Below are 26,409 nucleotides of genomic sequence, written 5' to 3'. Positions count from 1 at the left end.
TTCTCCTCACATAGCATCCTTGCAGCATGCCAGCAGCCCCAGCCCGCTGGGATGGGGCTGCGTGGATAGCGCTTTCTTACAGGCACTGGGACCGAGTGCGGGTACCATCGGCCGCTCATGATCTGGTTATCTGTGGTGGCATTCATCGTTGCAGCGTTGGCGGCAGGGTTCATCGTGCGGTGGATGCACAGCCACGCTTCCGTGTACGGCAACGGCATGCCTCAACGCTTTCATCTGGGGGACGTTCCCCGCTTGGGGGGGGCCGCATTGCTGCTGGGCATTGGGTGCAGTTGGGGCCTTGGTGTTCTTCAATCTACCCATTGGGGTGATCCTGGCTCGCTGAAGCTCGGAGCTTGGGTGGGGGGTTGGCTGGTGGCCTTGCTGCCCGCCGCGCTGGGCGGCATTGCGGAGGACATGACCCAGCGCCTGTCCGTGCGTTACCGGTTGAGCCTGACCGGTGCATCGGGCGCTCTGGCGGTGATCCTGCTGGATCTGACCTTGCCGCGCATGGGGTGGCCCTGGCTGGATTCTTTGCTGGCCGCTGCTCCGTGGCTGGGCGTTGCGGTGGTTGTTCTGGCGGTTGCGGGACTTCCCCATGCATTCAACATCATTGATGGCTACAACGGCCTGGCGGGCATGGTGGCTCTGATCGTTTGCCTGGCGCTGGCCCATGTGGCCCTGCAGGTGGGGGACCGTGCGTTGGCGGCGCTGTTGGTGTCCACGGCGGCGGCGACGGGCGGGTTTCTGGTCTGGAACTACCCGCGCGGCATGCTGTTCGCGGGAGATGGCGGTGCCTACGTGTGGGGCGGCGTGATTGCCCTGGCCAGCATTTCCCTGGTGCAGCGCAACGCCGATGTTTCGCCCTGGTTCCCCATGCTTTTGTTGATCTACCCCGTCTGGGAAACGATCTTCTCGATTTACCGCAAGACCGTGCGGGGCGTTTCCCCCGGCGTGGCCGATGCGCTGCACTTTCACCAATTGATTTACCGTCGCATTGTTCGGGGTGTCTTCCATGACGATGAATCGCGCAGGGTGTTGATGCGCAATAACCGCACATCCCCCTACCTGTGGGGCTTCACCTTGCTGACGGTGGTGCCTGCGGTACTGTTCTGGAGCAATACCCCACTGCTGATGGCGTTTTGCGGCCTGTTCGTCATCAGCTATGTGATGGCCTACCTGGCCATTGTGCGTTTCAAGGTACCCAACTGGTTGCGCCACTGACGGCGGGTGTGCTGGCAAACCCAGCGCGCCGCGCGAATGCGGCACAATTTGCGCCTCACCGTTTTCTCTGGATGGCCCGCCTCCATGACCGACCTTCTTTCGATTGCCCCGCGCGACAAGGCTGAAATCCTGGCCCAGGCGCTGCCTTACATCCGCAAGTTCCATGGCAAGACCATGGTCATCAAATATGGCGGCAACGCCATGACCGACCCCGCGCTGCAGGCCGACTTTGCCGAGGACGTGGTGCTGCTCAAGCTCGTGGGCATGAATCCCGTGGTCGTGCACGGCGGCGGGCCTCAGATTGAGACGGCGCTGAACCGCCTGGGCAAGAAGGGCGAGTTCATCCAGGGCATGCGCGTGACCGATGCTGAGACCATGGAAGTGGTCGAGTGGGTGCTGGCCGGCGAGGTGCAGCAGGACATCGTGGGCCTGATCAACCAGGCCGGCGGCAAGGCCGTGGGCCTGACGGGGCGCGACGGCGGCATGATCCGTGCGCAGAAGCTCAAGATGGTGGACAACAAGAACCCGTCCATCGAGCACGATGTGGGGCAGGTGGGAGACATCGTCTCCATCGATCCGAGTGTGGTCAAGGCGCTGCAGGACGACGCCTTCATCCCCGTCATCAGCCCCATCGGCTTTGGTGAGAACAACGAGAGCTACAACATCAACGCCGACGTGGTCGCCAGCAAGCTGGCCACGGTGCTGCAAGCTGAAAAACTGATGCTGTTGACCAACACGCCCGGCGTGCTGGACAAGGCGGGCAATCTGCTCACAGACCTGACGGCCCGCGAGATCGACGCGCTGTTTGCCGACGGCACCATCTCTGGCGGCATGCTGCCGAAGATTGCGGGAGCTCTGGATGCTGCCAAGGCCGGCGTGAACGCAGTGCACATCATTGATGGGCGTGTGCCGCACGCCATGCTGCTCGAAATCCTGACCGACCAGGCCTACGGGACCATGATTCGTAGCCATTGAAATGGTCTATCCCTCTGAGTCGCTTCTCGCCTTCTCCCTTCTCTCGCTTCGCGGGGTGGGTGACGTCGCCAGCGCCAGCACAGGGTATTGGCTGCCCTTGCACGGCGGCCGCCGGATGAGGCTGCGCCAGCCTATCGGGCATGCTGCTATGCACAGCGAACAAGTGGGTTGATATGCGACTCTTGCTGGTCGAAGACGATGTGATGGTTGCCAGCGGCATCAAGCTGGGGTTGACCGACGCGGGGTACGCCGTGGATTGGGTCGGAAGCGGTGAGCGCGCCGAAGAGGTGCTGCGCACCGAGTCGTTCGACGCGGCCATCATCGATATCGGCCTGCCGGCCATGGATGGGCTGGAACTCACCCGCCGCCTGCGCCGCCCTGATATGGCAAGCCCCGCCCTGCCGGTGCTGATCCTCACCGCGCGCGATGCACTGCACGACCGCGTGCAGGGGCTGGACCTCGGGGCCGACGACTACATGGTCAAGCCCTTCGAGTTGCCTGAACTGCTGGCACGCCTGCGCGCCCTGCTGCGCCGCTCGCAGGCCGCGACCACAGCGGTGTTGAGTTTTGGTCCGCTGGAGTTGGACACGGCTGGCCGCCGCGCCAGCATCCGTACCGGGGACGGGGAGCAGGTCATTGAGCTCGGTCCGCGCGAATGGACTGTGCTGGAGTACCTGCTCATCAATGCCCCCAAGCCTGCCAGCAAGGACAAGCTTCTGCAGGCTCTGACGGGCTGGGACAAGGAGATCACGCCCAACGCGGTGGAGGTCTACGTCTCCCGGCTGCGCGGCAAACTGGAGCCGCATGGCGTGGCGCTGCGTTCGATCCGCGGGTTCGGCTATCGGCTTGAACTCCAGGCCGCCTGAGCGGAACCGGCCTGGCTGAAGCCGTCGGTAAGGATCATGATGACGCCGCCGGACCGAGCCATCCCTTCCCCACGGCCCGGCCTGCGTGCCATGACCTCCGACCTGCGCAATCGGCTGCTGATCTTGCTGGTGCTGCCTTTGTGCGCGCTGGCTCTGGTGGGCGTGTGGCTCGACTACCGCTCGGCCGACGAGGCCGCCGGGCGGCACGACCAGCGCCTGCTGCGGCTGTTGCCCGCTCTGGCAGATTCGGTGCTGGCCCCCTCCATCCGTGACCACGAGCCGCCCTTGCTGCTGCTGGCGCCTCCGGTCGAAGACTTTCTGCGCCAGAACACCGGGTTTGCGGGTTACAGCGTGCGCGACATCTCTGGACGCCTGCTGCTGGGCGACGACTGGGTGCACAGTGCCGTGCCCACCACCCATGCGCCCGAATTCCACAGCGTTGAGTTTGGCGGGGTGACCTATAGGGTGGCGGTGCAGCGTGGTCGCACCGGGGCTGGCGAACTGGTGGTGGCGCTGGCCGACGGGTCTGACCCGCGCCAGCAATGGGCGCAGCAGCTCCTGCTGCGGGTGCTGCTGCCCAACCTGGTGCTGGTGGCCGCCGCCGCGCTGGCCATCCACTGGGCTGTGGGCCGGGCCTTCAAACCGCTCGTGGACTTGGCCGAAGCGGTGGAGCACCGTTCGCCGCGTGACCTGAGCCCTATCGACGAAGCCTCGTCGCCCGCCGAGGTGCGCCCGCTCGTGCACTCGCTCAACCGCCTGTTTGCACTGGTCAATGCGCAGGCGGAAGGGCAGCGCCGCTTTGTGGCCGATGCGGCGCACCAGCTGCGCACCCCGCTGGCGGGCCTGCAGGCACAGGTCGAAGCCTGGGCCATGATGGCCAAGGCGGCGGCACCACCCCGGGTGTCCTTGTCAAATTTTGAGGGAAAATTGCCACTAGCGCATGATGGGCAAGCGAAAGGTGCTATTGTTTTAGGAGTTGATCAGATCGAGAAGCTGCGCAATGCCACGCGCCGCACTTCGCAGCTTGCCCACCAGCTGCTGGCACTGTCGCGCGCCGATGCGCGCAGCCTGGACGCGCAGCCGCCCCAGCGTGTAGACCTCAAGGACCTGTGCGAAACCCTGCTGGAGACCTTTCTCGACCCAGCCACCGGCAAGGGGCTGGACCTGGGGCTGGAAGTCCAGCCCGTGCATGTCACCGGCCATGGCTGGCTGCTGCGCGAGTTGTTGTCCAACCTGGTGGACAACGCCATCAAGTACACCCCGGCGGGCGGCATTGTGACCATACGCTGTGGCATGCGCCAAGGGCGCGCAGGGCCGCCACGTGTGTTCATCGAGGTGGAAGACGATGGGCCTGGCGTGCCCGATGCCGAGCGAGGGCGCGTCATGCAGCGTTTTTACCGGGTGCCCGGTACGGTGGGCGAGGGCACGGGGCTTGGGCTTGCCATTGCCGACGAAATTGCGCGCGTGCACCGCGCTGCCCTCACGCTGGGCACCGGCCCGCTGGGGCACGGCCTGCTGGTGACTGTGGTGTTTCCGCTGTAAATCGGCGTAGCGGCAACTGCTCTCGCCCGTGCCCATGGGGCCGCCCCAGGGCCTGTGCGAGAATCATTTCCACACATGATTTACGCCCTGCCGCAGGCCGGTGCATGCCCACCTGGCATGTGAACCCGGCGCAGGGTGCCCTTGGCCGCATGGCCTTACCCCAGCCCTTGTTCCTGCATGTCTGAACTTTCGCCCCTCCCCGAGCCAGCCAGTACCGACGACGGGGGCGAAACTCCGGCTGCGCGCAAACGGCCCAAGCCGGGTGAGCGGCGCGTACAGATCCTGCAAGCGCTGGCGGCCATGCTCGAGCAACCCGGGGCAGAGCGCATCACCACCGCCGCGTTGGCGGCGCGTCTTTCAGTCAGCGAGGCCGCGTTGTACCGCCACTTCGCCAGCAAGGCGCAGATGTTCGAAGGGTTGATCGACTTCATCGAGCAGACCGTGTTCACCCTGGTCCAGCAGATTACCGGCCGCGATGTACCCGATCCGGACCAGTCTGCCGAAGTGGGCACGCGCCAGGCTGCGCGCATCGTGGCGTTGCTGCTGCAGTTTGGCGAGCGCAACCCCGGCATGGTGCGCGTGATGGTGGGCGATGCCCTGGTGTTTGAGCACGAGCGCCTGCAGCAGCGCATGAACCAGTTTTTTGACCGCATTGAATCCACCCTGCGCCAGTGCCTGCGCCCGGCGGTAGCGGGCTCTGCCACACCCACTGTGGATGCCCAGGTCGCGGCCAGCGTGCTCACGGCGTTTGCCGTGGGGCGCCTGCAACGCTACGCGCGCTCGGGTTTCAAGCGCCTGCCATCGGAACACCTGGAAGCCAGCCTGGCGCTGATTCTCTGATACCACCGCCTGGGTGCCGCCTGCCGTGGGCGGCCCTGTGGCGGGGGCGGAAGCGATGGGGTGGGGCAGAGGGTGGCACCGCCGCAACGAATGGTTTGGGTGGGCCTCCCTATTTTTTCCGGGGGTTTTGGTCGGGCGGAGAATTTGCTGCAGAATAGAACGAACGTTCGTTTTTATTTGCCCGCATGTCCGCCACCTCTTCATCCAGCCAGGTCACCCGCATCCCGCGCGCTCGCAGCGGTACCGGCCGCGCCCTGCAAAAAGGCCAGCAAACCAAGGCGGCCATCGTCGAGGCAGCGCTGGGCCTGGCCACGCACATCGGGCTGGAAGGCCTGTCCATTGGGGCGTTGGCCGACGTCACGGGCATGAGCAAGTCGGGCGTGTTTGCCCATTTTGGCTCTCGCGAAGAGCTGCAGATCTCCGTGGTTCGTGAATACCACACGCGTTTCGAGCAGGAAGTGTTCTACCCCGCCATGTCCGCGCCGCGTGGCCTGGCCCGGCTCAGCGCCATGTTCGACAACTGGATGAAGCGCACCTCCATCGAAATCGATTCGGGCTGCATCTACATCAGCGGTGCGGTCGAATTTGATGACCGCACCGGCCCCGTGCGCGACGCGCTGGCCAGCTCGGTGCTGACCTGGCACGCCGCCATGCGCCGCGCCATCGAGCAGTGCAAGGGCCTGGGCGAGCTGCGCGCGGACACCAATGCCGAGCAGATGCTGTTCGAGATCCACGGCCTCATCCTCGCGCTGCACTACGAGGCGCGCTTCCTGCAGACCCCTGGCTCCATGGCCCGGGCCGTGCAGGGCTTTCACAACATCCTGGCGCGTTACAGCGCCGCAAAACCTGGCGCCACCGCAGAAGCCGCCCCCGCTGCTGCTGCCAAGCGCCGCAAAGTTTCCAACCAAACCACCACCTCCAAGGAGTAAACCCCATGCCTATGTACACGCCGCCCCTGCGCGACATGCAATTCGTCATGCACGAAGTGCTCAAGGTCAGCGATGAATTCAAGGCCATGCCGCCCCACGCCGAGGTGGATGTGGACACCATCAACGCCGTGCTCGAAGAAGCCGGCAAGTTCACTGCCGAAGTGACCTTCCCGCTGAACATCAGCGGCGACACCGAAGGCTGCGTGCTCAACAAGGCCACCCACGAAGTGAAGACCCCCACGGGCTTCAAGGATGCCTACGCCAAGTACGTCGAAGGTGGCTGGGCGGCACTGTCGTGCGACCCTGCCTACGGCGGCCAGGGCCTGCCCTTCGTGCTGAACCAGTGCCTGTACGAGATGATGAACTCGGCCAACCAGGCCTGGACCATGTACCCCGGCCTGTCGCACGGCGCGTACGAAGCCCTGCACGCCCACGGCACCGAAGAGCAAAAGGCCCTGTACCTGCCCAAGCTGACCAGCGGCGAGTGGACCGGCACCATGTGCCTGACCGAACCCCACTGCGGTACCGACCTGGGCCTGCTGCGCACCAAGGCCGAACCCCAGGCCGACGGTACCTACAAGCTCACCGGCAACAAGATCTTCATCAGCGCCGGCGAGCACGACATGACCGCCAACATCGTGCACCTGGTGCTGGCCCGCCTGCCCGACGCGCCCAAGGGCAGCAAGGGCATCAGCCTGTTCGTCGTGCCCAAGTTCAATGTGAAGGCCGACGGCTCGCTGGGCGAGCGCAACCCCATCTTCTGCACGGGCCTGGAGCACAAGATGGGCATCCACGGCAACGCCACCGCGCAGATTGCCATCGACGGCGCCATCGGCACCATGGTGGGCCAGCCCAACAAGGGCCTGGCTGCCATGTTCGTGATGATGAACGCCGCCCGCCTGGGTGTGGGCAACCAGTCGCTGGGCCTGACCGAAGTGGCTTACCAGAACGCGCTGGCCTACGCCAAGGACCGCATCCAGATGCGCAGCCTGTCGGGCGTCAAGGCAAAAGACAAGGATGCTGACCCCATCATCGTGCACCCCGACGTGCGCAAGATGCTGCTCACCGCCAAGGCCTACGCCGAAGGCGGCCGCGCGCTGCAGATCTTCTGCACGCTGCTGCTGGACAAGGTGCACAGCCACCCCGATGAAAAGGTGCGTGCCGAATCCGAAGAGATGGTGGCCCTGCTCACCCCCATCGTGAAGGCCTTCATCACCGACAACGGTCACATCTCCACCAACGCCTGCATGCAGGTCTTCGGCGGCCATGGCTTCATCAAGGAATGGGGTATGGAGCAGTATGTGCGTGACAACCGCATCAACATGATCTACGAAGGCACCAACACCATCCAGTCGCTGGACCTGTTGGGCCGCAAGATCCTGGGCAACAACGGCGCCACGCTCAAGAAGCTGGGCAAGCTGATTGGCAAGCTGGTGGAAGAAGAAGGCGTGAACGAGAAGATGGCCGAGTTCATCAACCCGGTGGCCATGCTGGGTGACCAGATGACCAAGTTCACCACCGAGATCGGCTTCAAGGGCATGCAGAACCCGGACGAAGTGGGCGCTGCTGCAGTGGACTACCTGCGCGTGGCTGGCCACCTGGTGTTCGGCTATCTGTTCGCCCGCATGGCCCAGGTCGCCCTGCGCGAGATCGCCGCTGGCAACACCGACCCGTTCTATGGCGCCAAGCTGCAGACGGCGCGCTTCTACTTTGCCAAGCTGTTCCCCGAAACCGCCACGCTGATGCGCACGGCCCGTGCCGGTAGCAAGGTGCTCATGGACACGGATCTGGCCCTGGCCTGATCGGTAGACCTGCGGATTTCAAGCTTTTTTGGCACGGAGCGCCTATGTATAAAGCGGTAGCAGCTATTGTTTTTGTAGCGTCTGCGGCACCCGTCTGGGCGCAGGCGACGCCCGAAGGCCTGTGGCGCAACATCGACGACAAGACCGGCGAGGCCAAGGCCGAAATCCGCATCCGCGACATCGGCGGCGGCGTGTTGAACGGGGCGCTGGAAAAGCGCCTGTCCAAGGACGCCAAGCCCGATGAGGTCTGCGACGAATGCTCGGATGACCGCAAGGGCAAGCCCATCTTGGGCTTGGAGATCATCCGGGGTGCCAAGAAGGCTGACGGCAAAGAGGTGTGGGAAGGCGGCAAGATTCTCGACCCCGAGAACGGCCGCAACTACACCCTGCGCATGACCCCCGTCGAGGGCGGAAAGAAGCTTGAAGTGCGGGGCTCGATCGGCCCGTTCGGCCGCACGCAAACCTGGATCCGCGTCCAGTAAACCCCATTCCCGTGGCCTTGCGCGCCCCCTGCGGTGTTGCGCAACGCCCCAACCAGGAACCCAACCCATGTCCCGATTCCAAGTGAAAAAAGTCGCCGTACTCGGCGCAGGCGTGATGGGCGCGCAGATTGCCGCCCACCTCGTCAACGTGAAGGTGCCCGTGGTGCTGTTCGACCTGCCCGCCAAGGAAGGCCCCAAGAACGGCATCGTCACCAAGGCCGTCGAAGGCCTGAAAAAGCTCAAGCCCTCGCCCCTGGGCGTGGCCGACGACGCGGCGCTGATCCAGCAGGCCAACTACGAAGAGCACATGCACCTGCTCAAGGAATGCGATCTCGTGATCGAGGCCATTGCCGAGCGCATGGACTGGAAGCTCGACCTGTACACCAAGATTGCTCCCCACGTGGCCAAGCACGCCATCCTGGCGTCCAACACCTCGGGCCTGTCGATCACCAAATTGAGCGAAGTGCTGCCCGAGAGCATCAAGCCCCGCTTCTGCGGCATCCACTTCTTCAACCCCCCGCGCTACATGACGCTGGTGGAGTTGATCAACACCCCCACCACCCAGCCCGAAGTGCTGGACCAGCTCGAAGCCTTTGTCACCAGCGGCCTGGGCAAGGGCGTGGTGCGTGCGCACGACACGCCCAACTTCGTCGCCAACCGTGTGGGCATCGCCGGCATGCTGGCCACCATGAAGGAAGTCGAGAACTTCGGCCTGACCTACGACGTGGTGGACGACCTCACGGGCAAGAAGCTGGGCCGCGCATCCAGCGGCACCTTCCGCACCGCCGACGTGGTGGGCCTGGACACCATGGCCCACGTGATCAAGACGCTGCAGGACAACCTGAGCATTGAGACCGACCCGTTCTACGAAAGCTTTGGCACGCCCGCCGTGCTGAAAAAGCTGCTCGAGCTGGGCAACCTGGGTCAGAAGACCAAGGCAGGCTTCTTCAAGAAGGTCGGCCGCGACGTGATGCGCTTCGAGCTGGAAAGCGAAGAGTACGTGCCCGCCGGCCAGAAGGCCGACGAGGTGTATGCCCGCATGCTCAAGAAGCCTGCGGCCGAACGCCTGCGCCTGCTGCGCAATGCCGAAGGCGCGCCCGGCCAGTTCCTCTGGGCCATCCTGCGCAACAGCTTCCACTACGCAGCCGTGCACCTTTCAACAATAGCCGACAACGCCCGCGACGTGGACCAGGCCATGCGCTGGGGCTTTGGCATGAAGCAGGGTCCCTTCGAGCTGTGGCAGGAAGCCGGCTGGCTTGAAGTGGCGAAGATGATCCAGGAAGACATCGACGCTGGCAAAGCGCTGTGCAAGGCACCGCTGCCCGAGTGGGTCTTCAAGGGCCCCGTGGCCGACGCCGGTGGCGTGCACACCGCGCAAGGTTCGTGGAGTGCATCGCAGAACAAGTTTGTGCCCCGCCGCCAGCTGCCCGTGTACGAGCGCCAGATCTTCCCCGAGGCGCTGCTGGGCGAATCCAATCTGCCCGACTGGCGCACCGCTGGCACCACCATTGCCGAATCGAAAGCCCTGCGCACCTGGACGCTCGATGGCCAAGTGCTCATCGCCAGCATCAAGAACAAGATGCACGCCATCAGCCCCGAAGTGATGGAAGCGCTGATGGAAGCGCTGGAACTGGCCGAGTCTGAGTACCAGGGCATGGTCATCTGGTCCGGCGACGCGCCCTTCAGCGTGGGGGCCGACCTGGAAGCCACGATGCCCGCGTTCATGGTCGGCGGCGCCGATGCGGTGGAAAGCATCGAGCAGGAGCTGCAGAACCTGATGATGCGCATTCGCTATGCGCAGGTGCCTGTCGTCGCAGCCATCCATGGCATGGCGCTGGGCGGTGGTTGCGAGCTGGCCGTGTATTCGGCCAAGCGCGTGGCCCACATGGAAAGCTACATCGGCCTGGTCGAAGTGGGCGTGGGCCTGGTGCCCGGCGCGGGCGGCCTGACCTACATTGCCCGGCGCGCGGCCGAGAACATGGCCGCTTCGACCAGCAAGGACATCCTGCCTTTCCTGACCGAAGGCTTCACCGCCGCGGCCATGGCCAAGGTGGGTACCAGCGCCATCGAATCGCGCAAGCTGGGCTTCCTGCTGGATAGCGACGTGATCGTGCCCCACAAGGACGAGCTGCTGTTCGTCGCCATCAACGAAGCCAAGTCCATGGCTGCGAGCGGATGGCGTGCACCGCACAAGCGCCTGTTCCCCGTGGCGGGCCGCAGTGGTCTGGCCACCATCAAGGCCCAGCTGGTGAACATGCGCGACGGCGGCTTCATCAGTGCCTACGACTTCAAGATCGGCGCCATGATCGCCGAGGTGGTCTGTGGCGGCGATGTGGATGCTGGCTCGATGGTGAGCGAGGAATACCTGCTCACGCTGGAGCGCAAGGTGTTCTGCCACCTGATCGCCCAGCCCAAGACGCATGAGCGCATCCTGGGCATGTTGTCCACCGGCAAGCCGGTTCGCAACTGATCCGGACGTCGATTGATAACCGGTAGACCGACATGAGCGAACACGCCCCCAACAAATTGCAGCGCTCGCTGATGCGCCTGGACGAGGCCCCCGCCTTCCTGCGCGGCTTCGTGCAGAACATCATCCTGCGCCGGGCTGTGCCTTTCACTGGCACGGCCGGGGTGAAGTTCGTCTCGCTCACACCCGAGCGCGTCGAGGTGCACCTGGCCAATGACCACCGCGTGCAGAACCACATCGGTGGTGTGCATGCCTCGGCCATGAACCTGCTGGCAGAAACGGCCACCGGCATGGTGGTGGGCATGAACGTGCGCGACGACTGCATCCCGCTGGCCAAGGAGTTGTCCATGGCGTTCAAGAAGCGCGCTACGGGCGGCCTCAAAGCCGTGGCCACGCTGACCGCCGAGCAGCGCGCCGCCATGTTGGCCGGCGACAAGGGCGAGGTGCAGGTGACAGTCACCGTGACCGACGAAGCCGGTGTGGAGCCGGTCGAATGTGTATTTACGTGGGCCTGGGTTCCTTCCAGTCGCCCCCCCAAGAATTGAAGGAGTTTCACCATGGCTCAAAAACAAGTCCAGGACGCCTACATCGTCGCCGCCACGCGCACGCCCATCGGGCGCTCGGGCCGCGGCTATTTCAAGAATACCCGCCCCGACGACCTGCTGGTCGCCGCCATCAAGAGCGCCATGCTGCAGGTGCCCACGCTGGACCCCAAGGCGATTGAAGACGCCATCATCGGCTGCTCTTTCCCTGAAGGCGAGCAGGGCATGAACATGGCCCGCATCGCCGTGGGCCTGGCGTTCGACCACCCCGTGGGCGGCGTGACGGTGAACCGCTTTTGCGCATCGGGCATCACCGCGCTGCAGATGGCCGCCGACCGCATCCGCGTGGGCGAGGCTGACGTGCTGATCGCCGGTGGCGCCGAGTCCATGAGCCTGGTGCCCATGGGCGGCAACAAGCCCTCGTTCAACGCCGAGATTTTTGCCAAGGACGAAAACGTGGGCATCGCCTACGGCATGGGCCTGACCGCCGAAAAGGTGGCCCAGCAGTGGAAGGTGAGCCGCGAAGCGCAAGACGCGTTCGCCCTCGAATCCCACCTGCGCGCCATCAAGGCGCAAAAGGCCGGGGAGTTCAGCGACGAAATCACGCCGTTCGAGATCGTGGAGCGTTCGCCCAACCTCGCTACCGGCGAAGTGGTGGAAAAGCGCCGCACCGTGAGCCTGGATGAGGGCCCGCGCCCCGACACGTCCCTGGAAGGTCTGGCCAAGCTCAAGCCCGTGTTTGCGGCGCGCGGCAGCGTCACGGCGGGCAACAGCTCGCAGACCAGCGATGGCGCGGGTGCGCTCATCGTGGCCAGCGAAAAGGCGGTGAAGCAGTTTGGCCTGACGCCGCTGGCGCGTTTTGTGAGCTACGCAGCGCGCGGCGTGCCGCCCGAAATCATGGGTATCGGTCCTATCGAAGCGATTCCTGCGGCCCTGCGTTATGCGGGTCTCAAGAGCGATGACATTGGCTGGTATGAGCTGAATGAAGCGTTTGCTGCGCAGTCGCTGGCCGTCATCAATACGCTGGGGCTGAACCCTGCGAACGTGAACCCCATGGGCGGCGCGATTGCATTGGGGCACCCGTTGGGCGCCACCGGTGCCATCCGTGCGGCGACGGTGGTGCATGCGCTGCGTCGGCACAAGCTGAAGTACGGCATGGTCACGATGTGCGTGGGCACAGGCCAAGGTGCTGCTGGAATTATTGAAGCACTGTGATGGGCTGGTGCGCAGCGGTTGAGACTGGCGCGACTTAGCCCAGCAGCCGCCGCGCAAGGGCCGCCCCGCCGCGCTGGCGGCGTCCCCCTTCCCGCGCATCGCGCGAGAGAAGGGGGAAGCGACGAAGTCGCTCAGGGGGTAGTTCCGAATTCAAGCCGGCGTAGATCGGTTTCGAACCAAGGAGACAGACATGAACAAGCAAACCTTGCAGGTCAACGGGGCAGTGTCTTTGGCGCTGCGTGTCTACGAACCCCAGGGCGCGCCGCGCGCCAGCGTTGTCATCGGCGGCGCGATGGGGGTGCGGCAGTCGTATTACGAGGCCTTTGCGCTGTGGATGGCGCAGCAGGGGTTTCGGGTCACCACGTTTGACTACCGAGGCCACGGCGATTCGCTGCAGGGCGCGATGCGTGATGTGAAGGCGGATCTGTTTGACTGGGCACAGGACTACGAGGCGGTGATCTCTGCTGCCAAGGCCGCGCTGCCTGCGCAGCCGCTGTATTTGCTGGGCCATAGCCTGGGCGCGCAATTGCCAGGGCTGCTCAAGAAGCCCGAGCAGGTGGCGGGCCTGCTGAGTGTGGCCGCAGGCAGCGGCTACTGGCGTGACAACGCGCCGCAGCTCAAGCGCATCGTTCCGTATTTCTGGTGGGTGCTGGTGCCGCTGGCCACGCGGCTGTGCGGGTACTTCCCGGGGCGCACGCTCAAGAAGGTGGGCGACCTGCCTGCGGGGGTGATCCTGCAGTGGCGGCGCTGGTGTCTGGACCCTGCTTACAGCGTGGGGGCTGAGGGACCTGCGGTAGCGCAGAGTTATGGCGCGGTGCGGTTCCCGGTGCTGGCGCTGTCGATGTCCGACGACGAACTGATGACCTTGCGCGGCACACACAACCTGGTGAACCTGTACGCTAACACCGAGCGCCGGGTGGAGAGCATCACGCCGGCCGACCTGCAGGTGCGGCGCATTGGGCACTTTGGTTTCTTTCGCGACCAGTTCCGCCAAAGCCTGTGGCCGCGCGCAGCGGCTGCGCTGGCCACGCTGGGCGGCGGCGTAATGCCCCACGGCGAAGTCTCCGGTACGACGGCCTGAGCGGTCGTTTCGCGGCACACTTGCAGCATGACTTCCTCTTCATCCACTTCTTCGTCTGCGTCTTCGTCCTCCGCGACCCACCCGCTGGACGAGGCGCTGCAACTGACGGCCTCGTCCGATGCGACGGGCCAGTACGAAGGGCAGACCCACCCCGGCTACTGGAACATGGTGGGCCCGTTTGGCGGCATCACCGCCGCCACGCTGCTGCAGGCCGTTCTGCAACATCCCGACCGGCTGGGCGACCCGCTGTCGCTCACGGTCAACTATGCGGGCGCTTTGACCGCTGGTGCGTTCACGGTGCAGGCAACTCCTGTTCGCACCAATCGCTCCACCCAGCACTGGACGCTGTCGATCCTGCAGGCCGGTGCCGACGGCGCGCAGGTGGTCACCACCACGGCCACCGCCGTCACGGCCGTGCGCCGCGAGACCTGGAGCGTGGGCGATGTGCCCATGCCTCAGGTGCCTCCGCCTGCAGAGCAAAAGGCCATCGTCGCCCCCTTGGGCGCCGTGGAATGGCTCAACCGCTACGAGATGCGCCCCATCGCTGGCTTCATCCCGCGCACCTGGGACGGCAGTGGCGACCACAGCCTCACGCAGCTATGGATGCGCGACACACCACCCCGGCCGCTCGACTTCGTGGCGCTGTCCGCATTGGCCGATGTGTTCTTCCCCCGCGTGTGGCTGCGCCGCGCGCGCCAGGTGCCTGCGGGCACGGTGTCCATCACCGTGTACTTTCACGCCACGGCAGAGCAACTGCAGGCCACGGGCACGGGCTTCCTGCTCGGCCAGGCGCGCGGGCAGGAATTCCGCAATGGTTTCTTTGACCAGACCGTGCAGCTGTGGAACGAGGCTGGCACCATGCTGGCCACCAGCCATCAGATCGTTTACTACAAGGAATAGGAAGTCGGCCTGTTGCCCTGTGCCGTACCGCATTCCTCTCGTCCCAATCCATCCGACCCGGAACCTCCATCACCATGATCGAAGCCACCCAAGACATCCTCGTCCACTCCGAAGCGGGCGTGACCACCATCACCTTCAACCGCGTGGACAAGAAGAACTCCATCACGCGCGACATGTACGCCGCCATGGCGGATGCGCTCGATGCCGCCAAGGCCGATGCCAGCGTGCGCGTGGTGGTGTTCCAGGGCGATGTGGCGATCTTCAGTGCGGGCAATGACATTGGCGATTTCTTGCAGCAGCCGCCCGCCACGCAGGACTCGCCCGTGTTCCGTTTTCTGCGCGGCATCGCCACTTTCCCCAAGCCCGTGATCGCCTCGGTGTGTGGCCCGGCCGTGGGCATTGGCACGACGATGCTGTTCCATTGCGACCTGGTCTATGCGGGCGACAACGCGGCGTTCTCCATGCCATTCGTCAATCTGGGCCTGTGCCCCGAGGCAGCATCCAGCCTGTTGGTGCCGCAGATGCTGGGGTACCACCGCGCTGCGGAAGCATTGCTGCTGGGCGAGCCTTTCATGGCCGAGGCTGCGTTGGAAGTGGGGCTGGTGAATCGTGTGGTGCCGCCCACCGAGTGCAATGGCGTCGCACAGGCGCAGGCGAAGAAGCTGGCGGCCAAGCCGTTGTCGTCGCTCATCGAAACCAAGCGGTTGATGAAGGGTGGGCAGACGGCGAAGGTGTTGGAGGTGATGGCGGAAGAGGGCGAGAGCTTTGGGCGCATGTTGCGTGAGCCTGCAGCGCGGGAAGCGTTTGCGGCGTTTATGGAAAAGCGCCGCCCCGACTTCAGCGCAGTCTGAAGGCGGGTAGCCGCGTCAGCGGCGTGGACTGCGTAGCAGGCCGATGGCGGTTTCGCTAAAAGCACCGACCGGATTTCGGCGCACTCTGAAACCTTGGATCTTGGTTATTTGGCTGCTGGCGCCTTTCTATCAAGCGCTAGCAGCTATTGTTTTTATAGTTGTCGAGTTTCCGCCTACTGTTTGAGCTGAGCCGATCGAAGCCAGGGAGCGCTGGGTTGGAAGGTGTGCTTGGTTTCAGTGCGGAAGCCGGGTCTCGGCCCGGCGGCCGAGGTACTTGTTCTTTGTTTCGCCAAAGAAAAGTACCCAAAAGAAAGGCGACCCCCAGTCTGCGACCCCTGCGCTTTGCTACGGGGCAAACCTGCGTCGGGGCGGTTGCGGGGTGCGCCGCAGAACTCACTGCGCTGCTTCGCAGCTCCGTTCGGACAACTGCGGCGAGTCAGAGCACGAGGCATGGGCGCTTCGACGCCCATGCCACCCCACAACCGCCCCGCCGCAGGCGCAGCCAGCAGGGGGTTGGACAGCCGAACATCCAACAGCCGAATACCCACACGGGCCTTTGCTTCGCTCGGCGCCATCTCGCGGGCGCAAGCGCCACGCGCTGCGGAGTCTGGGCCGAGCGCAGCGATGGCCCGAATGGATGTCCGTCGGGTTCCCTTCTGGATGCGCCTGGGGCGCGCAGGGCGCGGGGTGGCATGCGCGTCGGAGCGCGCATGCCTCGTGAACTGACTCACCGCAGTTGTCCGAGCGGAGCGCCAAAGGCGCGCAGCGAGTTCTGCGGTGCACCCCGTGACCGAGCACCCCAGGTTGCCCCGTAGCGCAGCGAAGGGGTCGCAGACAGTAGGGTCGCCCTTTCTTTGGTGACTTTCTTGTCGAGCAAGCGAAAGAAAGTTACTCGCATGCCGGGCGACTCCCGGCCTCCGCTCTTCGCATGGGCATGCCATCTGCTTCCAAATGAATAGCAAATGAGGCAGTGAATGCTGGCGCTTAACCTCAAAAAACACCCGCAGCAATCATGATCAGACAAGCTATCTATTTTTACAAAGCACTTGCTTGCTAAAAATAAACAGTTTTGCTATCGTGCCCGCATGGATTCACCCGTGCCGCGCACCAGCGCCATCGCCCCCGCTCCCAAGAAACCCCCGGCCCGCCCTCGCAGCAAGGCCGTAGCCTCCTCCGACGCCAATGCAGCCACTGCAGAGGCAACCCCCACCCGCCGCCCCCGCGGCCGCCCCCGCAAAACCGCCGAAGAACTCGACGACGGCAACCGCCGCCGCAAGCTCATGGACGGCGCGGCCAAGCTGTTCCGCACCCAGGGCTTCGCCGCCACCAGCACGCGCGACATTGCGGCGGCGGCGGGCATGCACAGCGGCTCGCCCTTCTACCACTTCGAAAGCAAAAGCGCGCTGCTCTACGCCGTGATGAGCGAAGGCATGACCATGGCCACGCAAAGCCAGCAGCAGGCACTCGATGCGCTGCCAGCCCAGGCCACACCGCGCGAGCAATTGCACACGCTCATTCGCCACCACTTCGAAATCCTGCTCGGGCCCCGCAGCAGCTTCATCCCTGTGATGCTGTACGAGTGGCGCTCGCTCACGCCTGCGCAGCGCAAGGGCATTGCCCGCATCAAGGACAGCTACGAGGCCACCTGGATGCCCGTGCTGGAAGCGCTGGCACAGCAGGGCGCGCTGCAGGCAGAGCCCGGTGTGGCGCGGCTGTTCATCTTTGGGGCGCTCAACTGGGCGGTGCAGTGGTTCTCGCCCAAGAAGGGCAAGTCGCTTGACGCGCTCACCGACGAGGCGCTGGCCTTGTTCATCCGTTCATAACAAACAACCCCATCAAGGCAGAGTCACCATGGCCCCCACAGCGCGCAACGCCTACCAGTCTGTGTTTGCTCCGGGCCTGTTCCAGGGCCAGGTGGTAGTGGTCACCGGCGGCGGCTCGGGCATTGGCCGGTGTACGGCACACGAACTGGCGCACCTGGGGGCGCATGTGGTGCTGGTGGGGCGCAAGCCTGACAAGCTGCTGGCGGTGGCCGAAGAGATCACTGCCGATGGCGGCCGTGTTTCCTGTGAGGTGTGCGACATCCGATCCGAAGAAGGCGTGGTGGCGCTGGTGCAGCAGATCCTTGCTGCGCAGGGCCGCATCGATGCGCTGGTCAACAACGCGGGCGGGCAGTTCATGTCGCCGCTTGAATCCATCAGCGCCAAGGGCTGGGAGGCGGTGCTGCACACCAACCTCACCGGCGGCTTTTTGATGGCGCGCGAGTGCTACCGGCAGTGGATGGCGCAGCACGGCGGCTCCATCGTCAACATCGTGGCCGACATGTGGGGCTCCATGCCGGGCATGGGGCACAGCGGGGCTGCGCGCGCGGGGATGGTCAGCTTGACGGAAACGGCAGCGCTGGAATGGGCGCACAGCGGTGTGCGCGTGAACGCCGTGGCGCCGGGCTACATCGCCTCCAGCGGCATGGACAACTACCCGCCTGAGGCGGCAGACATGCTGCGTGCCATGCCGCGCACGGTGCCGCTCGGCCGCTTTGGCAACGAGGCCGAGGTGTCGGCGGCCATCACCTTTTTGCTCAGCCCGGCAGCCAGCTTCATCAGCGGCACCACGTTGCGGGTGGACGGCGCACGGCCCCAGGTGCGCATGGGCTGGCCGCAGCGCCCGCCTGGTGCCACCGCCGCTGCACACCCGGCCGTGCGGCCATTTGACGGCTTTCACCGCGCGCAGGTGCCGCAGGTGTTTGCCCCTTCCCATACCCCCAAGACCGAGGCCGCATGACTGCCGTCTTCACTTCCCGATTCAACCCAGGCAGCGCCGAGGCCACGCAGCGCCGCGCGGCGCTGCAGTCCCGCCTTCATGCCCTGCGCGCGCTGGAAGAGCGTGCCGCCGCCGCCTCGGCCCGGTCGCTGCCCCAGTTTGAAAAGCGCGGCCAGCTGCTGCCGCGCCAGCGCGTGGCGCTGCTGCTGGATGCGGGTGCGCCCTGGCTGCCGCTGTGCACGTTGGCGGGCTACCTGCAGGACGTGAAAGACCCCGAGAAGTCCGTGCCCGGTGGCGGCATGGTCGCGGGCATCGGCTTTGTCAGCGGTGTGCGCTGCATGGTGGTGGCCAGCGATTCGGGCATCGAGGCCGGTGCCATCCAGCCCATGGGCCTGGAAAAGATCTTGCGCGTGCAGGAGATCGCGCTGCAAAACCGCTTGCCGTTCATCCACCTGGTGGAGAGCGCAGGCGCCAACCTCATGCGCTACCGGGTGGAGGGCTTCGTGCACGGCGGCACGCTGTTCCGCAACCTCGCGCGGCTGTCGGCGGCGGGCATTCCGGTCATCACCGTGCAGCACGGCTCGGGCACCGCAGGCGGCGCCTACATGCCGGGGCTGTCGGACGTGGTCATCATGGTGCAGGGCCGCTCGCGCGCCTTTCTGGCCGGGCCGCCGCTGCTCATGGCCGCCACGGGGGAGGTCGCGACCGAAGAGGAACTGGGCGGCGCCGAGATGCACACCGCCGTCTCGGGCCTGGGCGAATACCTGGCCCAGGATGACCGCGAGGCGATTGGCCTTGCACGCGATGTGGTCGCGCAGCTGGGGTGGAACACCGCCGCGCGACCCTGCGCTCCCGGCCCCACACTGCCCGCCGACGACCTGCTGGCCCTGATGCCGGACGACCTGCGCCAACCCGTGGACATGCGCGAGGTGATGGCGCGGCTTGTGAACGGATCGGAGCTGCTCGAATTCAAGGCCCGCTACGGCATGGCCACCGTGTGCGCGCAGGGCCATATCCAGGGCCACGCGGTGGGCTTTATCAGCAACAACGGCCCCATCGACGTGGCGGGCGCCAACAAGGCCACGCACTTCATCCAGTGGATGTGCCAGCTGGGCCACCCCATCGTCTACCTGCAGAACACCACGGGCTACATGGTGGGCAAGGACAGCGAGCAGGGCGGCATGATCAAGCACGGCAGCAAGATGATCCAGGCCGTGACCAACGCCACCGTGCCGCAGATCACCATCCAGTGCGGCGCCAGCTTTGGCGCGGGCAACTACGGCATGTGCGGGCGGGGCTATGCGCCGCGCTTCCTGTTCAGCTGGCCGGGTGCCAAGACGGCGGTGATGGGCGGCGAGCAGGCCGCGCGCACCATGCAGATCGTGACCGAGGCGGCACTGGCCCGCAAAGGCATCACGCCCGACCCGGCTGAGTCGCAGGCCCAGTTCGACAAGATCGTCGCCATGTTCGAGGCGCAAGCCGATGCGTTCTACACCAGCGGTCTGCTGCTGGACGACGGGGTGATCGACCCGCGCGACACGCGGGCCGTGCTGGCGTTTTGCCTGGATACCTGCGCCGAGGCCCAGGCCCGCACGCTGCGGCCTCTGAGCTTTGGCGTGGCGCGGATGTGAGGGCTTCCGCACGATATGGCCGAGCCTCTCAAATACCTGCTCAACGACACCGTGCCCCCGCGTATCGCGGCCATGGTTCGCGGTGCGTGGCGCAAGTTCGATACCACTGCGTTTTTGCAGCATATCGAGCCCGGCTACGAATCGCTGGAGCTGATGGCACGCGGCCAGCGCATTGCGCAGGCCCTGCAGGCACACCTGCCGCAAGACGTGCCGCGCGCGCTGGGTGTGCTGGTCGATTCGATGGACCCGCCGATGGGCATCGATGCCGCCGGTGAGCCCGACGCGGGTGACCGCCCCTACAGCGCCTTTCTGTACCTGCCCCACAGCATCTACATCGGCACACACGGTCTGCCGCATTTCGAGGCGGCCATGGCCGCGCAGCACGCGCTCACCCAGCGCTTTACCGCCGAGTTCAGCATCCGCCCCTACCTGCTGCACCACCAGGGCGCCACGCTCGCGCGGCTGCGGGACTGGGCGCAGGATGGCAACGCCCACGTGCGCCGCCTGGTGAGCGAAGGCACGCGGCCCCGCCTGCCCTGGGCGCCGCGTTTGCCTGCATTCCAGAACAACCCGCAACTGGCCCTGCCGTTGCTCGATGCGCTCAAGGACGACCCATCGTCCTACGTGCGCCGTTCGGTGGCCAACCACCTGGGGGACATCGCCAAGGACCACCCCGACCTCGCCGTGGGCACCGCGCGCACCTGGCTGCAGGGTGCGCCCGCCCCGCGCGAGGCCCTGGTGCGCCATGGCCTGCGTTTTCTCATCAAACGCGGCGACGCTGGCGCGCTCGATGCCTTGGGCGTGGGCCATGCCGTGGCGCTGGATGTGCGGGCCGCGCGCGTGCTGCCCGCCCGCGCACGCATTGGCGACAAGGTGCGCATCGAGGTCGAACTGCACAACCCCACACCCCAGCCCCAGCGCGTGCTGGCCGACCTGAAGGTGCACTACGTCAAGGCCCACTGCGGCGCGGCGCCCAAGGTGTTCAAGCTGCAAACGCTGGACATCGCCCCCGGCGCCACCGTGGCCGTAGGCAAGACGCTGTCGCTGCAGCAGATGACCACACGCACCCACTACCCCGGCGCGCACCAGGTGGAGCTGGTGCTTAACGGGCGGCCGCTGCCGCTGGGGCAGTTTCAGCTTTCGTGATCGAGGTTTGCAGGCACACCAACACACAAACGCAACAGCAGGAGACAAGCACCATGCAGTTCACGCACGAGCACCGCGAGATCCAGAAGACCCTCAAGCGTTTCATCGACGAGGAGATCAACCCCCATGTGGACGAGTGGGAGGCGGCCGAGATCTTCCCCGCGCACGAAGTCTTCAAGAAGATGGGCAACCTGGGCCTGCTGGGCCTGTGCAAGCCCGAGGAATACGGCGGGCAGGGGCTGGACTACTCGTACAGCCTGGCCATGGCCGAGGCACTGGGCCACATCCACTGCGGCGGCGTGCCCATGGCCATTGGCGTGCAGACCGACATGTGCACCCCGGCGCTGGCCCGCTATGGCAGCGAAGAACTCAAGCGCAACTTTCTGGCCCCTGCGATTGCGGGCGACATGGTGGGCTGCATCGGCGTGAGCGAGCCTGCGGCGGGCAGCGACGTATCCGGCATCAAGAGCGTGGCGCGCAAGGACGGCGACGACTACGTGATCACCGGCCAGAAGATGTGGATCACCAACAGCCTGCAGGCCGACTGGATGTGCATGCTGGTGAACACCGGCGAAGGCCCCGTGCACAAGAACAAGAGCCTGGTGATGGTGCCCATGCGCGATGGCCCGGGCGGCAAGCTCACCAAGGGCATCGAGGTGGCGCAAAAGATCCGCAAGATCGGCATGCACAGCAGCGACACCGGCCTGATCTACTTTGACGAGGTGCGCGTGCCGCAGCGCTACCGCATCGGTGCCGAAGGGCAGGGCTTTATCTACCAGATGCAGCAGTTCCAGGAAGAGCGCCTGTGGTGCGCCGCCAGCACGCTTGAATCGCTGAACCACTGCATCCAGTGGACCATCGACTACGCACAGGAGCGCAAGCTGTTTGGCAGCACGCTGGCCGACCAGCAGTGGGTGCAGTTCAAGCTGGCCGAACTCAAGACCGAGGTCGAAGCGCTGCGCGCACTCACCTACCGCGCCTGCGATCTGTATGTGAACGGGCAGGACGTGCTGGAGCTGGCCAGCATGGCCAAGCTCAAGGCCGGCCGCCTGAACCGCGAGGTGCCCGACACCTGCCTGCAGTTCTGGGGCGGCATGGGCTACACGCTGGAGAACAAGGTCTCGCGCATGTACCGCGATGGGCGGCTGGCGTCCATCGGCGGCGGGGCCGACGAGGTAATGCTGGGCATCCTGTCCAAGCTCATGGGCATCGCCAAGCGGCCCGTGCACTGACATGGCTGATTCGCTGTTGATCGACCGCGCGCCGCTGGCTAGCGGCAGCGTGGAAACTTGGACGCTCGACGACCCCGCCAGCCGCAATGCGCTGTCAGAAGCCATGGTGGACGCCCTGCTGGCCGCGTGTGAGCGGGCTGCGGCCGATGCCGACCTGCGCGGCGTGGTGCTGCGCGGCGCGGGTGGCCACTTTTGCGCGGGGGGCAGCCTGGGCGGCTTTGCCAAGACCATTGGCCAGCCCCTGGCGGCCGGCGAAGCCGACCCGCTGGTGCCCCTGAACCGCCGATTCGGCACGCTGCTGCAGGCCCTGTGCGCGCTGCCGCAGTGGCTCATTGTGGCGGTGGAGGGCGCGGCCATGGGCGGCGGCTTTGGCCTGGTGTGCTGCGCCGACCATGTGCTGGCCCACAGCGGCGCGCAGTTCGCCACGCCCGAGGTCACGCTGGGCATCGTGCCTGCGCAGATCGCGCCCTTTGTGGTGCGGCGCCTTGGCCCGTCTGCTGCGCGGCGGTGTTTGCTGACAGGGGAGCGCTGGGATGCTGCTGTCGCCCAGCGCTTGGGCCTGGTCGATGACGTGGTGGAGGGCGACATGGATGCGGCTGTACGGGCTGCCATCGCACGCCACGCCGCCGCCGCACCCCAAGCTGTAGCCGCCACCAAACGTTTGTTGCTGGCCCAAGCCGAAACGCCGCTGCCCGCACTGCTGGACGAAGCGGCAATTGCCTTTTCGCAGGCGCTGCGTGGCCCCGAGGCGCCGCAAGGGCTGGCGGCGTTTGCTGCGCGCAAGGCGCCGCCCTGGAGTGCGAACTCATGAAGAAAATCCTCATAGCCAATCGATCAGAGATCGCACGCCGCATCATCCACACCGCCCACCGCATGGGCATCGAAACGGTCGCGGTCTATTCCGACCCCGATGCCAACGCCCTGCACGTGCGCGAAGCCACCCAGGCCGTTGCGCTGGGCGGCGCGGCCAGCGCCGACACCTACCTGCGCACCGACAAGCTGCTGGCTGCGGCGCGTGCCACCGGCGCTGATGCCGTGCACCCCGGCTATGGCTTCCTGAGCGAGAACGCCGATTTTGCCCAGGCCGTGGTCGATGCGGGCCTGACCTGGATTGGCCCGCCGCCCGCCGCCATCCGCACATTGGGCAGCAAGGCCGGGGCCAAGGCGTTGGCCCAGTCGCATGGCGTGCCCTGCCTGCCCGGCTATGCGGGCGACGACCAGAGCGACGAGCGCTTTGCCGCCGAGGCTGCGCGCATCGGCACGCCCCTCATGGTCAAGGCCGTGGCGGGTGGGGGAGGGCGCGGCATGCGCCTCGTCACCGACCTGGCGCAGTTGCCCGCAGCACTGGCCAGCGCCCGGTCGGAGGCGCTGGCGGGGTTTGGTTGTGGCGACTTGCTGATCGAACGTGCGCTGCTGCAGCCGCGCCATGTGGAGGTGCAGATCTTTGCCGACGCCCATGGCGCGTGCATCCACCTGGGCGAGCGCGATTGCTCGGTACAGCGCCGTCACCAGAAGATCATCGAAGAGTCCCCCAGCCCCGCCGTGGACGCCGCGCTGCGCGAGCGCATGGGCGCTTGCGCCGTGGCGCTGGCACAGGCCGCTGGCTATGTGGGTGCGGGCACGGTGGAATTCCTTCTGGATGGGGCTGAATTCTTCTTGATGGAGATGAACACCCGCCTGCAAGTGGAGCACCCGGTGACCGAAGCGCTCACGGGGCTGGACCTGGTGGAATGGCAAATCCGCGTGGCGCGGGGTGAGCCGCTGCCGCTCACGCAAGATGAGGTGCATCTGCAAGGCCACGCCGTCGAAGTGCGCCTGTGTGCCGAAGACGCGCACTTCCGCCCCCACACCGGCCGTGTGCTGCAGTTCAGCGCACCTCCTGCCACCGCGTTTGAGCGGGCTGCGCCGGGTGCGCTGCGCTTTGACCACGCGCTTGAGGAGGGGGCAGAGGTCACGCCTCACTACGACGCCATGCTGGGCAAGCTTATCGTGCACGCGCCCACGCGGCCCGAGGCCATTGCCGCGCTGGTGCGTGCGCTGCAGGGCACCCGCGTGCTGGGCTTGCCCACCAACCGCGCGTTTCTGGCGGCCTGCCTGCAGCACCCCGTGTTTGCCAGTGGACAGGCGCTGGTGCCGTTCCTGGCGGAGTACTCTGCTGGCCTACAGGAGTTGCTATTAAATGAAGAGCTATCAGCGCTTGTTCCTCCTGCGCTAGAGGCCATTTTTGCTTCAAATCTTGCGTCAGATTTGCCTTGTTCCATGGCCCGGCCGCTGCGCCTGCGTCACCAGGGCGAGGTGCACGCGGTCGCCGTGCGCGAGCTGGGCGGTGGGCGGCTGCAGATTGAGCAGGCTGGGGCAGAACCTGTGACTTTGCAACTGCCCCAGCGTGGTGTGCATTACGTTGCGGTTGGGCCGTTGCGCTGGCACTGGCAAACCGGCAGCGTGGACGGCTGGGTGGAAGACGCCTCATGGGAACCCGCTGCGCGCGCGGGTGCGGCGGGCGATGCGACGGAACTGCGCGCCCCCTTCAACGGCAAGGTGGTGGCGCTGCCTGTGGCCGCAGGCCAGGCGCTGGCGGCGGGCGATACGGTGGTGGTCATCGAATCCATGAAGCTCGAACACAGCCTGGCCAGCCCTGCAGCTGCCACCGTGGTCGAATTGCTGGTGGTCCCCGGCCAGCAGGTGTCGCCCGGCCAGGTGCTGGCCCGCTTTGCACCCGCCCCGCAAGGAGCGCCCGCATGACCGCCACATCCGATGCAAGTTCTGTGAGCGACGAAGACCGCACCGCCCTCACCGACACCGTCACCCGCTTTGCCCGCACCGAGATCGCGCCGCATGTGGGCGCGTGGGATGCCGCCGGTGAATTCCCCCGCAGCCTGTACCGCCGCGCGGCCGACCTGGGCCTGCTCGGGCTGGGCTACCCCGAACAGTACGGCGGCACGCCTGCCAGCTACGCCTTGCGCTTGCCACTGTGGCGCGCGCTCAGCCGCCACGGCGCCAGCGGCGGCGTGCTGGCCAGCCTGCTGTCGCACAACATTGGCTTGCCGCCCGTGCTGGCGCATGGCAGCGACGCGGTGCGTGCCGAGGTCATCCCGCCCGTGCTGGCGGGCGAACAGATTGCCGCGCTGGCGATCACCGAACCCGGGGGCGGGTCCGACGTGGCACAGCTCAAGACCACCGCGCGGCGCGAGGGCGATGAGTACATCGTCAGCGGTGAAAAGGTGTTCATCACCTCCGGCATGCGCGCGGACTGGATCACGGTGGCTGTGCGCACTGGCGACGCTGGCAGCAAGGGCAGTGGCGGCATCTCCATGCTGCTCATCCCCGGCCACAGCGCAGGCCTGTCGCGCAGCAAGCTCGACAAGATGGGCTGGCTCTGCTCCGACACCGCCCACCTGCGCTTCGACAACGTGCGCGTGCCTGCGCGCTACCTGCTGGGCGAAGAAGGCGCGGGCTTTCGCATCATCATGACCAACTTCAACGGCGAGCGCTTTGGCCTGGCCGTATCGGCCCTGGGCTTTGCCGAGGCCTGCTACGACGAAGCCCTGGCCTGGGCCCGCCAGCGCAAGACCTTTGGCGCCGCGCTGGTGGAGCACCAGGTCATCCGCCACAAGCTGGTGGACATGCAGATGCGCATCCAGTCCACCGCCGCGTGGTGCGAGTCCGTGGCCGCGCAGGCCGATGCGGGCCGCACCGGCCCCGAGTGGGTAGCGCAGGTGTGCCTGCTCAAGAACCACGCCACCCAAACCATGCAGTTCTGCGCCGACCAGGCCGTGCAGATCCTGGGCGGCATGGGCTTCATGCGCAGCACCGTCAGCGAACGCATCTACCGCGAGGTCAAGGTCATGATGATCGGCGGCGGTGCGGAAGAAATCATGAAAGACCTGGCTGCAAAACAGCTGGGCATTTGAATGAAGGAGACAGGCC

General features: G+C 65.8%; 22 protein-coding genes. All 22 read left to right on the top strand.

Annotated features, from left to right (window positions below; genetic code table 11):
- The first annotated feature begins 117 nt into the window (after positions 1–117).
- The 22 genes from LPA35_RS14055 to LPA35_RS13950 all read left to right on the top strand — a co-directional run bounded on the left by LPA35_RS14055 (position 118) and on the right by LPA35_RS13950 (position 26,393).
- A complete protein-coding gene (locus tag LPA35_RS14055; protein ID WP_029413975.1) occupies positions 118–1,221 on the top strand; it encodes a glycosyltransferase family 4 protein in 1,104 nt (367 codons plus the stop codon).
- A gap of 84 nt (positions 1,222–1,305) precedes the next feature.
- On the top strand, positions 1,306–2,196 hold the full coding sequence (argB, locus tag LPA35_RS14050; protein WP_055396782.1) for an acetylglutamate kinase: 891 nt from the start codon (positions 1,306–1,308) through the stop codon (positions 2,194–2,196).
- Positions 2,197–2,369: 173 nt separating this feature from the next.
- A complete protein-coding gene (locus LPA35_RS14045; RefSeq protein ID WP_055396780.1) occupies positions 2,370–3,062 on the top strand; it encodes a response regulator transcription factor in 693 nt (230 codons plus the stop codon).
- Between the two features lie 90 nt (positions 3,063–3,152).
- The gene (locus tag LPA35_RS14040; protein ID WP_055396913.1) at positions 3,153–4,604 is read left to right on the top strand and encodes a sensor histidine kinase; all 1,452 of its coding nucleotides are present in this window, start codon (positions 3,153–3,155) and stop codon (positions 4,602–4,604) included.
- A 177-nt stretch (positions 4,605–4,781) separates the two neighbouring features.
- Entirely contained in the window at positions 4,782–5,444 is a 663-nt protein-coding gene (slmA, locus tag LPA35_RS14035; protein WP_121422251.1) for a nucleoid occlusion factor SlmA, read from the top strand.
- 185 nt (positions 5,445–5,629) lie between these two features.
- On the top strand, positions 5,630–6,373 hold the full coding sequence (locus LPA35_RS14030) for a TetR/AcrR family transcriptional regulator (RefSeq protein WP_055400968.1): 744 nt from the start codon (positions 5,630–5,632) through the stop codon (positions 6,371–6,373).
- Positions 6,374–6,378: 5 nt separating this feature from the next.
- A complete protein-coding gene (locus tag LPA35_RS14025) occupies positions 6,379–8,175 on the top strand; it encodes an acyl-CoA dehydrogenase C-terminal domain-containing protein (RefSeq protein ID WP_228897399.1) in 1,797 nt (598 codons plus the stop codon).
- A 44-nt stretch (positions 8,176–8,219) separates the two neighbouring features.
- Positions 8,220–8,657 carry a DUF2147 domain-containing protein gene (locus tag LPA35_RS14020; RefSeq protein ID WP_228897398.1) on the top strand — a complete coding sequence of 146 codons (438 nt, stop codon included), beginning with the start codon at positions 8,220–8,222 and terminating at the stop codon, positions 8,655–8,657.
- Positions 8,658–8,724: 67 nt separating this feature from the next.
- Positions 8,725–11,127 carry a 3-hydroxyacyl-CoA dehydrogenase/enoyl-CoA hydratase family protein gene (locus LPA35_RS14015; protein ID WP_228897397.1) on the top strand — a complete coding sequence of 801 codons (2,403 nt, stop codon included), beginning with the start codon at positions 8,725–8,727 and terminating at the stop codon, positions 11,125–11,127.
- 32 nt (positions 11,128–11,159) lie between these two features.
- Positions 11,160–11,669 (top strand): DUF4442 domain-containing protein, encoded by a 510-nt coding sequence (locus LPA35_RS14010; RefSeq protein WP_228897396.1) that lies wholly within the window; start codon positions 11,160–11,162, stop codon positions 11,667–11,669.
- Positions 11,670–11,681: 12 nt separating this feature from the next.
- Entirely contained in the window at positions 11,682–12,881 is a 1,200-nt protein-coding gene (locus LPA35_RS14005) for an acetyl-CoA C-acyltransferase (protein WP_116748882.1), read from the top strand.
- 190 nt (positions 12,882–13,071) lie between these two features.
- A complete protein-coding gene (locus LPA35_RS14000; RefSeq protein ID WP_228897395.1) occupies positions 13,072–13,962 on the top strand; it encodes an alpha/beta fold hydrolase in 891 nt (296 codons plus the stop codon).
- 27 nt (positions 13,963–13,989) lie between these two features.
- On the top strand, positions 13,990–14,862 hold the full coding sequence (locus tag LPA35_RS13995) for an acyl-CoA thioesterase II (RefSeq protein WP_228897394.1): 873 nt from the start codon (positions 13,990–13,992) through the stop codon (positions 14,860–14,862).
- 74 nt (positions 14,863–14,936) lie between these two features.
- Positions 14,937–15,713 carry an enoyl-CoA hydratase gene (locus LPA35_RS13990; protein ID WP_228897393.1) on the top strand — a complete coding sequence of 259 codons (777 nt, stop codon included), beginning with the start codon at positions 14,937–14,939 and terminating at the stop codon, positions 15,711–15,713.
- Positions 15,714–16,798: 1,085 nt separating this feature from the next.
- The gene (locus tag LPA35_RS13985; RefSeq protein WP_228897392.1) at positions 16,799–17,536 is read left to right on the top strand and encodes a TetR/AcrR family transcriptional regulator; all 738 of its coding nucleotides are present in this window, start codon (positions 16,799–16,801) and stop codon (positions 17,534–17,536) included.
- A gap of 28 nt (positions 17,537–17,564) precedes the next feature.
- Positions 17,565–18,494, top strand: coding sequence for an SDR family oxidoreductase (locus LPA35_RS13980; protein WP_228897391.1), 930 nt, complete (start codon positions 17,565–17,567; stop codon positions 18,492–18,494).
- Positions 18,491–20,104: an acyl-CoA carboxylase subunit beta gene (locus LPA35_RS13975; protein WP_228897390.1), complete on the top strand. Its 1,614-nt coding sequence runs from the start codon at positions 18,491–18,493 to the stop codon at positions 20,102–20,104. The genes LPA35_RS13980 and LPA35_RS13975 overlap by 4 nt, the downstream gene beginning before the upstream one ends.
- A gap of 15 nt (positions 20,105–20,119) precedes the next feature.
- Positions 20,120–21,250 (top strand): DNA alkylation repair protein, encoded by a 1,131-nt coding sequence (locus LPA35_RS13970; protein ID WP_228897389.1) that lies wholly within the window; start codon positions 20,120–20,122, stop codon positions 21,248–21,250.
- 53 nt (positions 21,251–21,303) lie between these two features.
- Complete coding sequence (locus LPA35_RS13965) at positions 21,304–22,482, top strand: acyl-CoA dehydrogenase family protein (RefSeq protein ID WP_228897388.1); 1,179 nt, start codon at positions 21,304–21,306, stop codon at positions 22,480–22,482.
- Position 22,483: 1 nt separating this feature from the next.
- A complete protein-coding gene (locus LPA35_RS13960) occupies positions 22,484–23,293 on the top strand; it encodes an enoyl-CoA hydratase/isomerase family protein (protein ID WP_228897387.1) in 810 nt (269 codons plus the stop codon).
- Positions 23,290–25,224, top strand: a complete 1,935-nt coding sequence (locus tag LPA35_RS13955; protein ID WP_228897386.1) for a biotin carboxylase N-terminal domain-containing protein — start codon at positions 23,290–23,292, stop codon at positions 25,222–25,224. Before LPA35_RS13960 ends, LPA35_RS13955 begins: the two co-directional genes overlap by 4 nt.
- The gene (locus LPA35_RS13950) at positions 25,221–26,393 is read left to right on the top strand and encodes an acyl-CoA dehydrogenase family protein (protein WP_228897385.1); all 1,173 of its coding nucleotides are present in this window, start codon (positions 25,221–25,223) and stop codon (positions 26,391–26,393) included. Before LPA35_RS13955 ends, LPA35_RS13950 begins: the two co-directional genes overlap by 4 nt.
- Positions 26,394–26,409: the final 16 nt, after the last annotated feature.

It is taken from the genome of Acidovorax sp. Leaf73, assembly GCF_916855635.1.
GTDB lineage: Bacteria > Pseudomonadota > Gammaproteobacteria > Burkholderiales > Burkholderiaceae_C > Acidovorax > Acidovorax facilis.
The sequence above is the reverse complement of the archived record's forward strand: the minus strand, read 5'-3'. Positions and strand labels throughout refer to the sequence as shown.

What these genes read in the sequence shown, in the direction of transcription:
- LPA35_RS14055 (WP_029413975.1), top strand. Translation starts at nt 118, where the DNA reads ATGATCTGGTTATCTGTGGTGGCATTCATCGTTGCAGCGTTGGCGGCA.
- argB (WP_055396782.1), top strand. Translation starts at nt 1,306, where the DNA reads ATGACCGACCTTCTTTCGATTGCCCCGCGCGACAAGGCTGAAATCCTG.
- LPA35_RS14045 (WP_055396780.1), top strand. Translation starts at nt 2,370, where the DNA reads ATGCGACTCTTGCTGGTCGAAGACGATGTGATGGTTGCCAGCGGCATC.
- LPA35_RS14040 (WP_055396913.1), top strand. Translation starts at nt 3,153, where the DNA reads ATGACCTCCGACCTGCGCAATCGGCTGCTGATCTTGCTGGTGCTGCCT.
- slmA (WP_121422251.1), top strand. Translation starts at nt 4,782, where the DNA reads ATGTCTGAACTTTCGCCCCTCCCCGAGCCAGCCAGTACCGACGACGGG.
- LPA35_RS14030 (WP_055400968.1), top strand. Translation starts at nt 5,630, where the DNA reads ATGTCCGCCACCTCTTCATCCAGCCAGGTCACCCGCATCCCGCGCGCT.
- LPA35_RS14025 (WP_228897399.1), top strand. Translation starts at nt 6,379, where the DNA reads ATGCCTATGTACACGCCGCCCCTGCGCGACATGCAATTCGTCATGCAC.
- LPA35_RS14020 (WP_228897398.1), top strand. Translation starts at nt 8,220, where the DNA reads ATGTATAAAGCGGTAGCAGCTATTGTTTTTGTAGCGTCTGCGGCACCC.
- LPA35_RS14015 (WP_228897397.1), top strand. Translation starts at nt 8,725, where the DNA reads ATGTCCCGATTCCAAGTGAAAAAAGTCGCCGTACTCGGCGCAGGCGTG.
- LPA35_RS14010 (WP_228897396.1), top strand. Translation starts at nt 11,160, where the DNA reads ATGAGCGAACACGCCCCCAACAAATTGCAGCGCTCGCTGATGCGCCTG.
- LPA35_RS14005 (WP_116748882.1), top strand. Translation starts at nt 11,682, where the DNA reads ATGGCTCAAAAACAAGTCCAGGACGCCTACATCGTCGCCGCCACGCGC.
- LPA35_RS14000 (WP_228897395.1), top strand. Translation starts at nt 13,072, where the DNA reads ATGAACAAGCAAACCTTGCAGGTCAACGGGGCAGTGTCTTTGGCGCTG.
- LPA35_RS13995 (WP_228897394.1), top strand. Translation starts at nt 13,990, where the DNA reads ATGACTTCCTCTTCATCCACTTCTTCGTCTGCGTCTTCGTCCTCCGCG.
- LPA35_RS13990 (WP_228897393.1), top strand. Translation starts at nt 14,937, where the DNA reads ATGATCGAAGCCACCCAAGACATCCTCGTCCACTCCGAAGCGGGCGTG.
- LPA35_RS13985 (WP_228897392.1), top strand. Translation starts at nt 16,799, where the DNA reads ATGGATTCACCCGTGCCGCGCACCAGCGCCATCGCCCCCGCTCCCAAG.
- LPA35_RS13980 (WP_228897391.1), top strand. Translation starts at nt 17,565, where the DNA reads ATGGCCCCCACAGCGCGCAACGCCTACCAGTCTGTGTTTGCTCCGGGC.
- LPA35_RS13975 (WP_228897390.1), top strand. Translation starts at nt 18,491, where the DNA reads ATGACTGCCGTCTTCACTTCCCGATTCAACCCAGGCAGCGCCGAGGCC.
- LPA35_RS13970 (WP_228897389.1), top strand. Translation starts at nt 20,120, where the DNA reads ATGGCCGAGCCTCTCAAATACCTGCTCAACGACACCGTGCCCCCGCGT.
- LPA35_RS13965 (WP_228897388.1), top strand. Translation starts at nt 21,304, where the DNA reads ATGCAGTTCACGCACGAGCACCGCGAGATCCAGAAGACCCTCAAGCGT.
- LPA35_RS13960 (WP_228897387.1), top strand. Translation starts at nt 22,484, where the DNA reads ATGGCTGATTCGCTGTTGATCGACCGCGCGCCGCTGGCTAGCGGCAGC.
- LPA35_RS13955 (WP_228897386.1), top strand. Translation starts at nt 23,290, where the DNA reads ATGAAGAAAATCCTCATAGCCAATCGATCAGAGATCGCACGCCGCATC.
- LPA35_RS13950 (WP_228897385.1), top strand. Translation starts at nt 25,221, where the DNA reads ATGACCGCCACATCCGATGCAAGTTCTGTGAGCGACGAAGACCGCACC.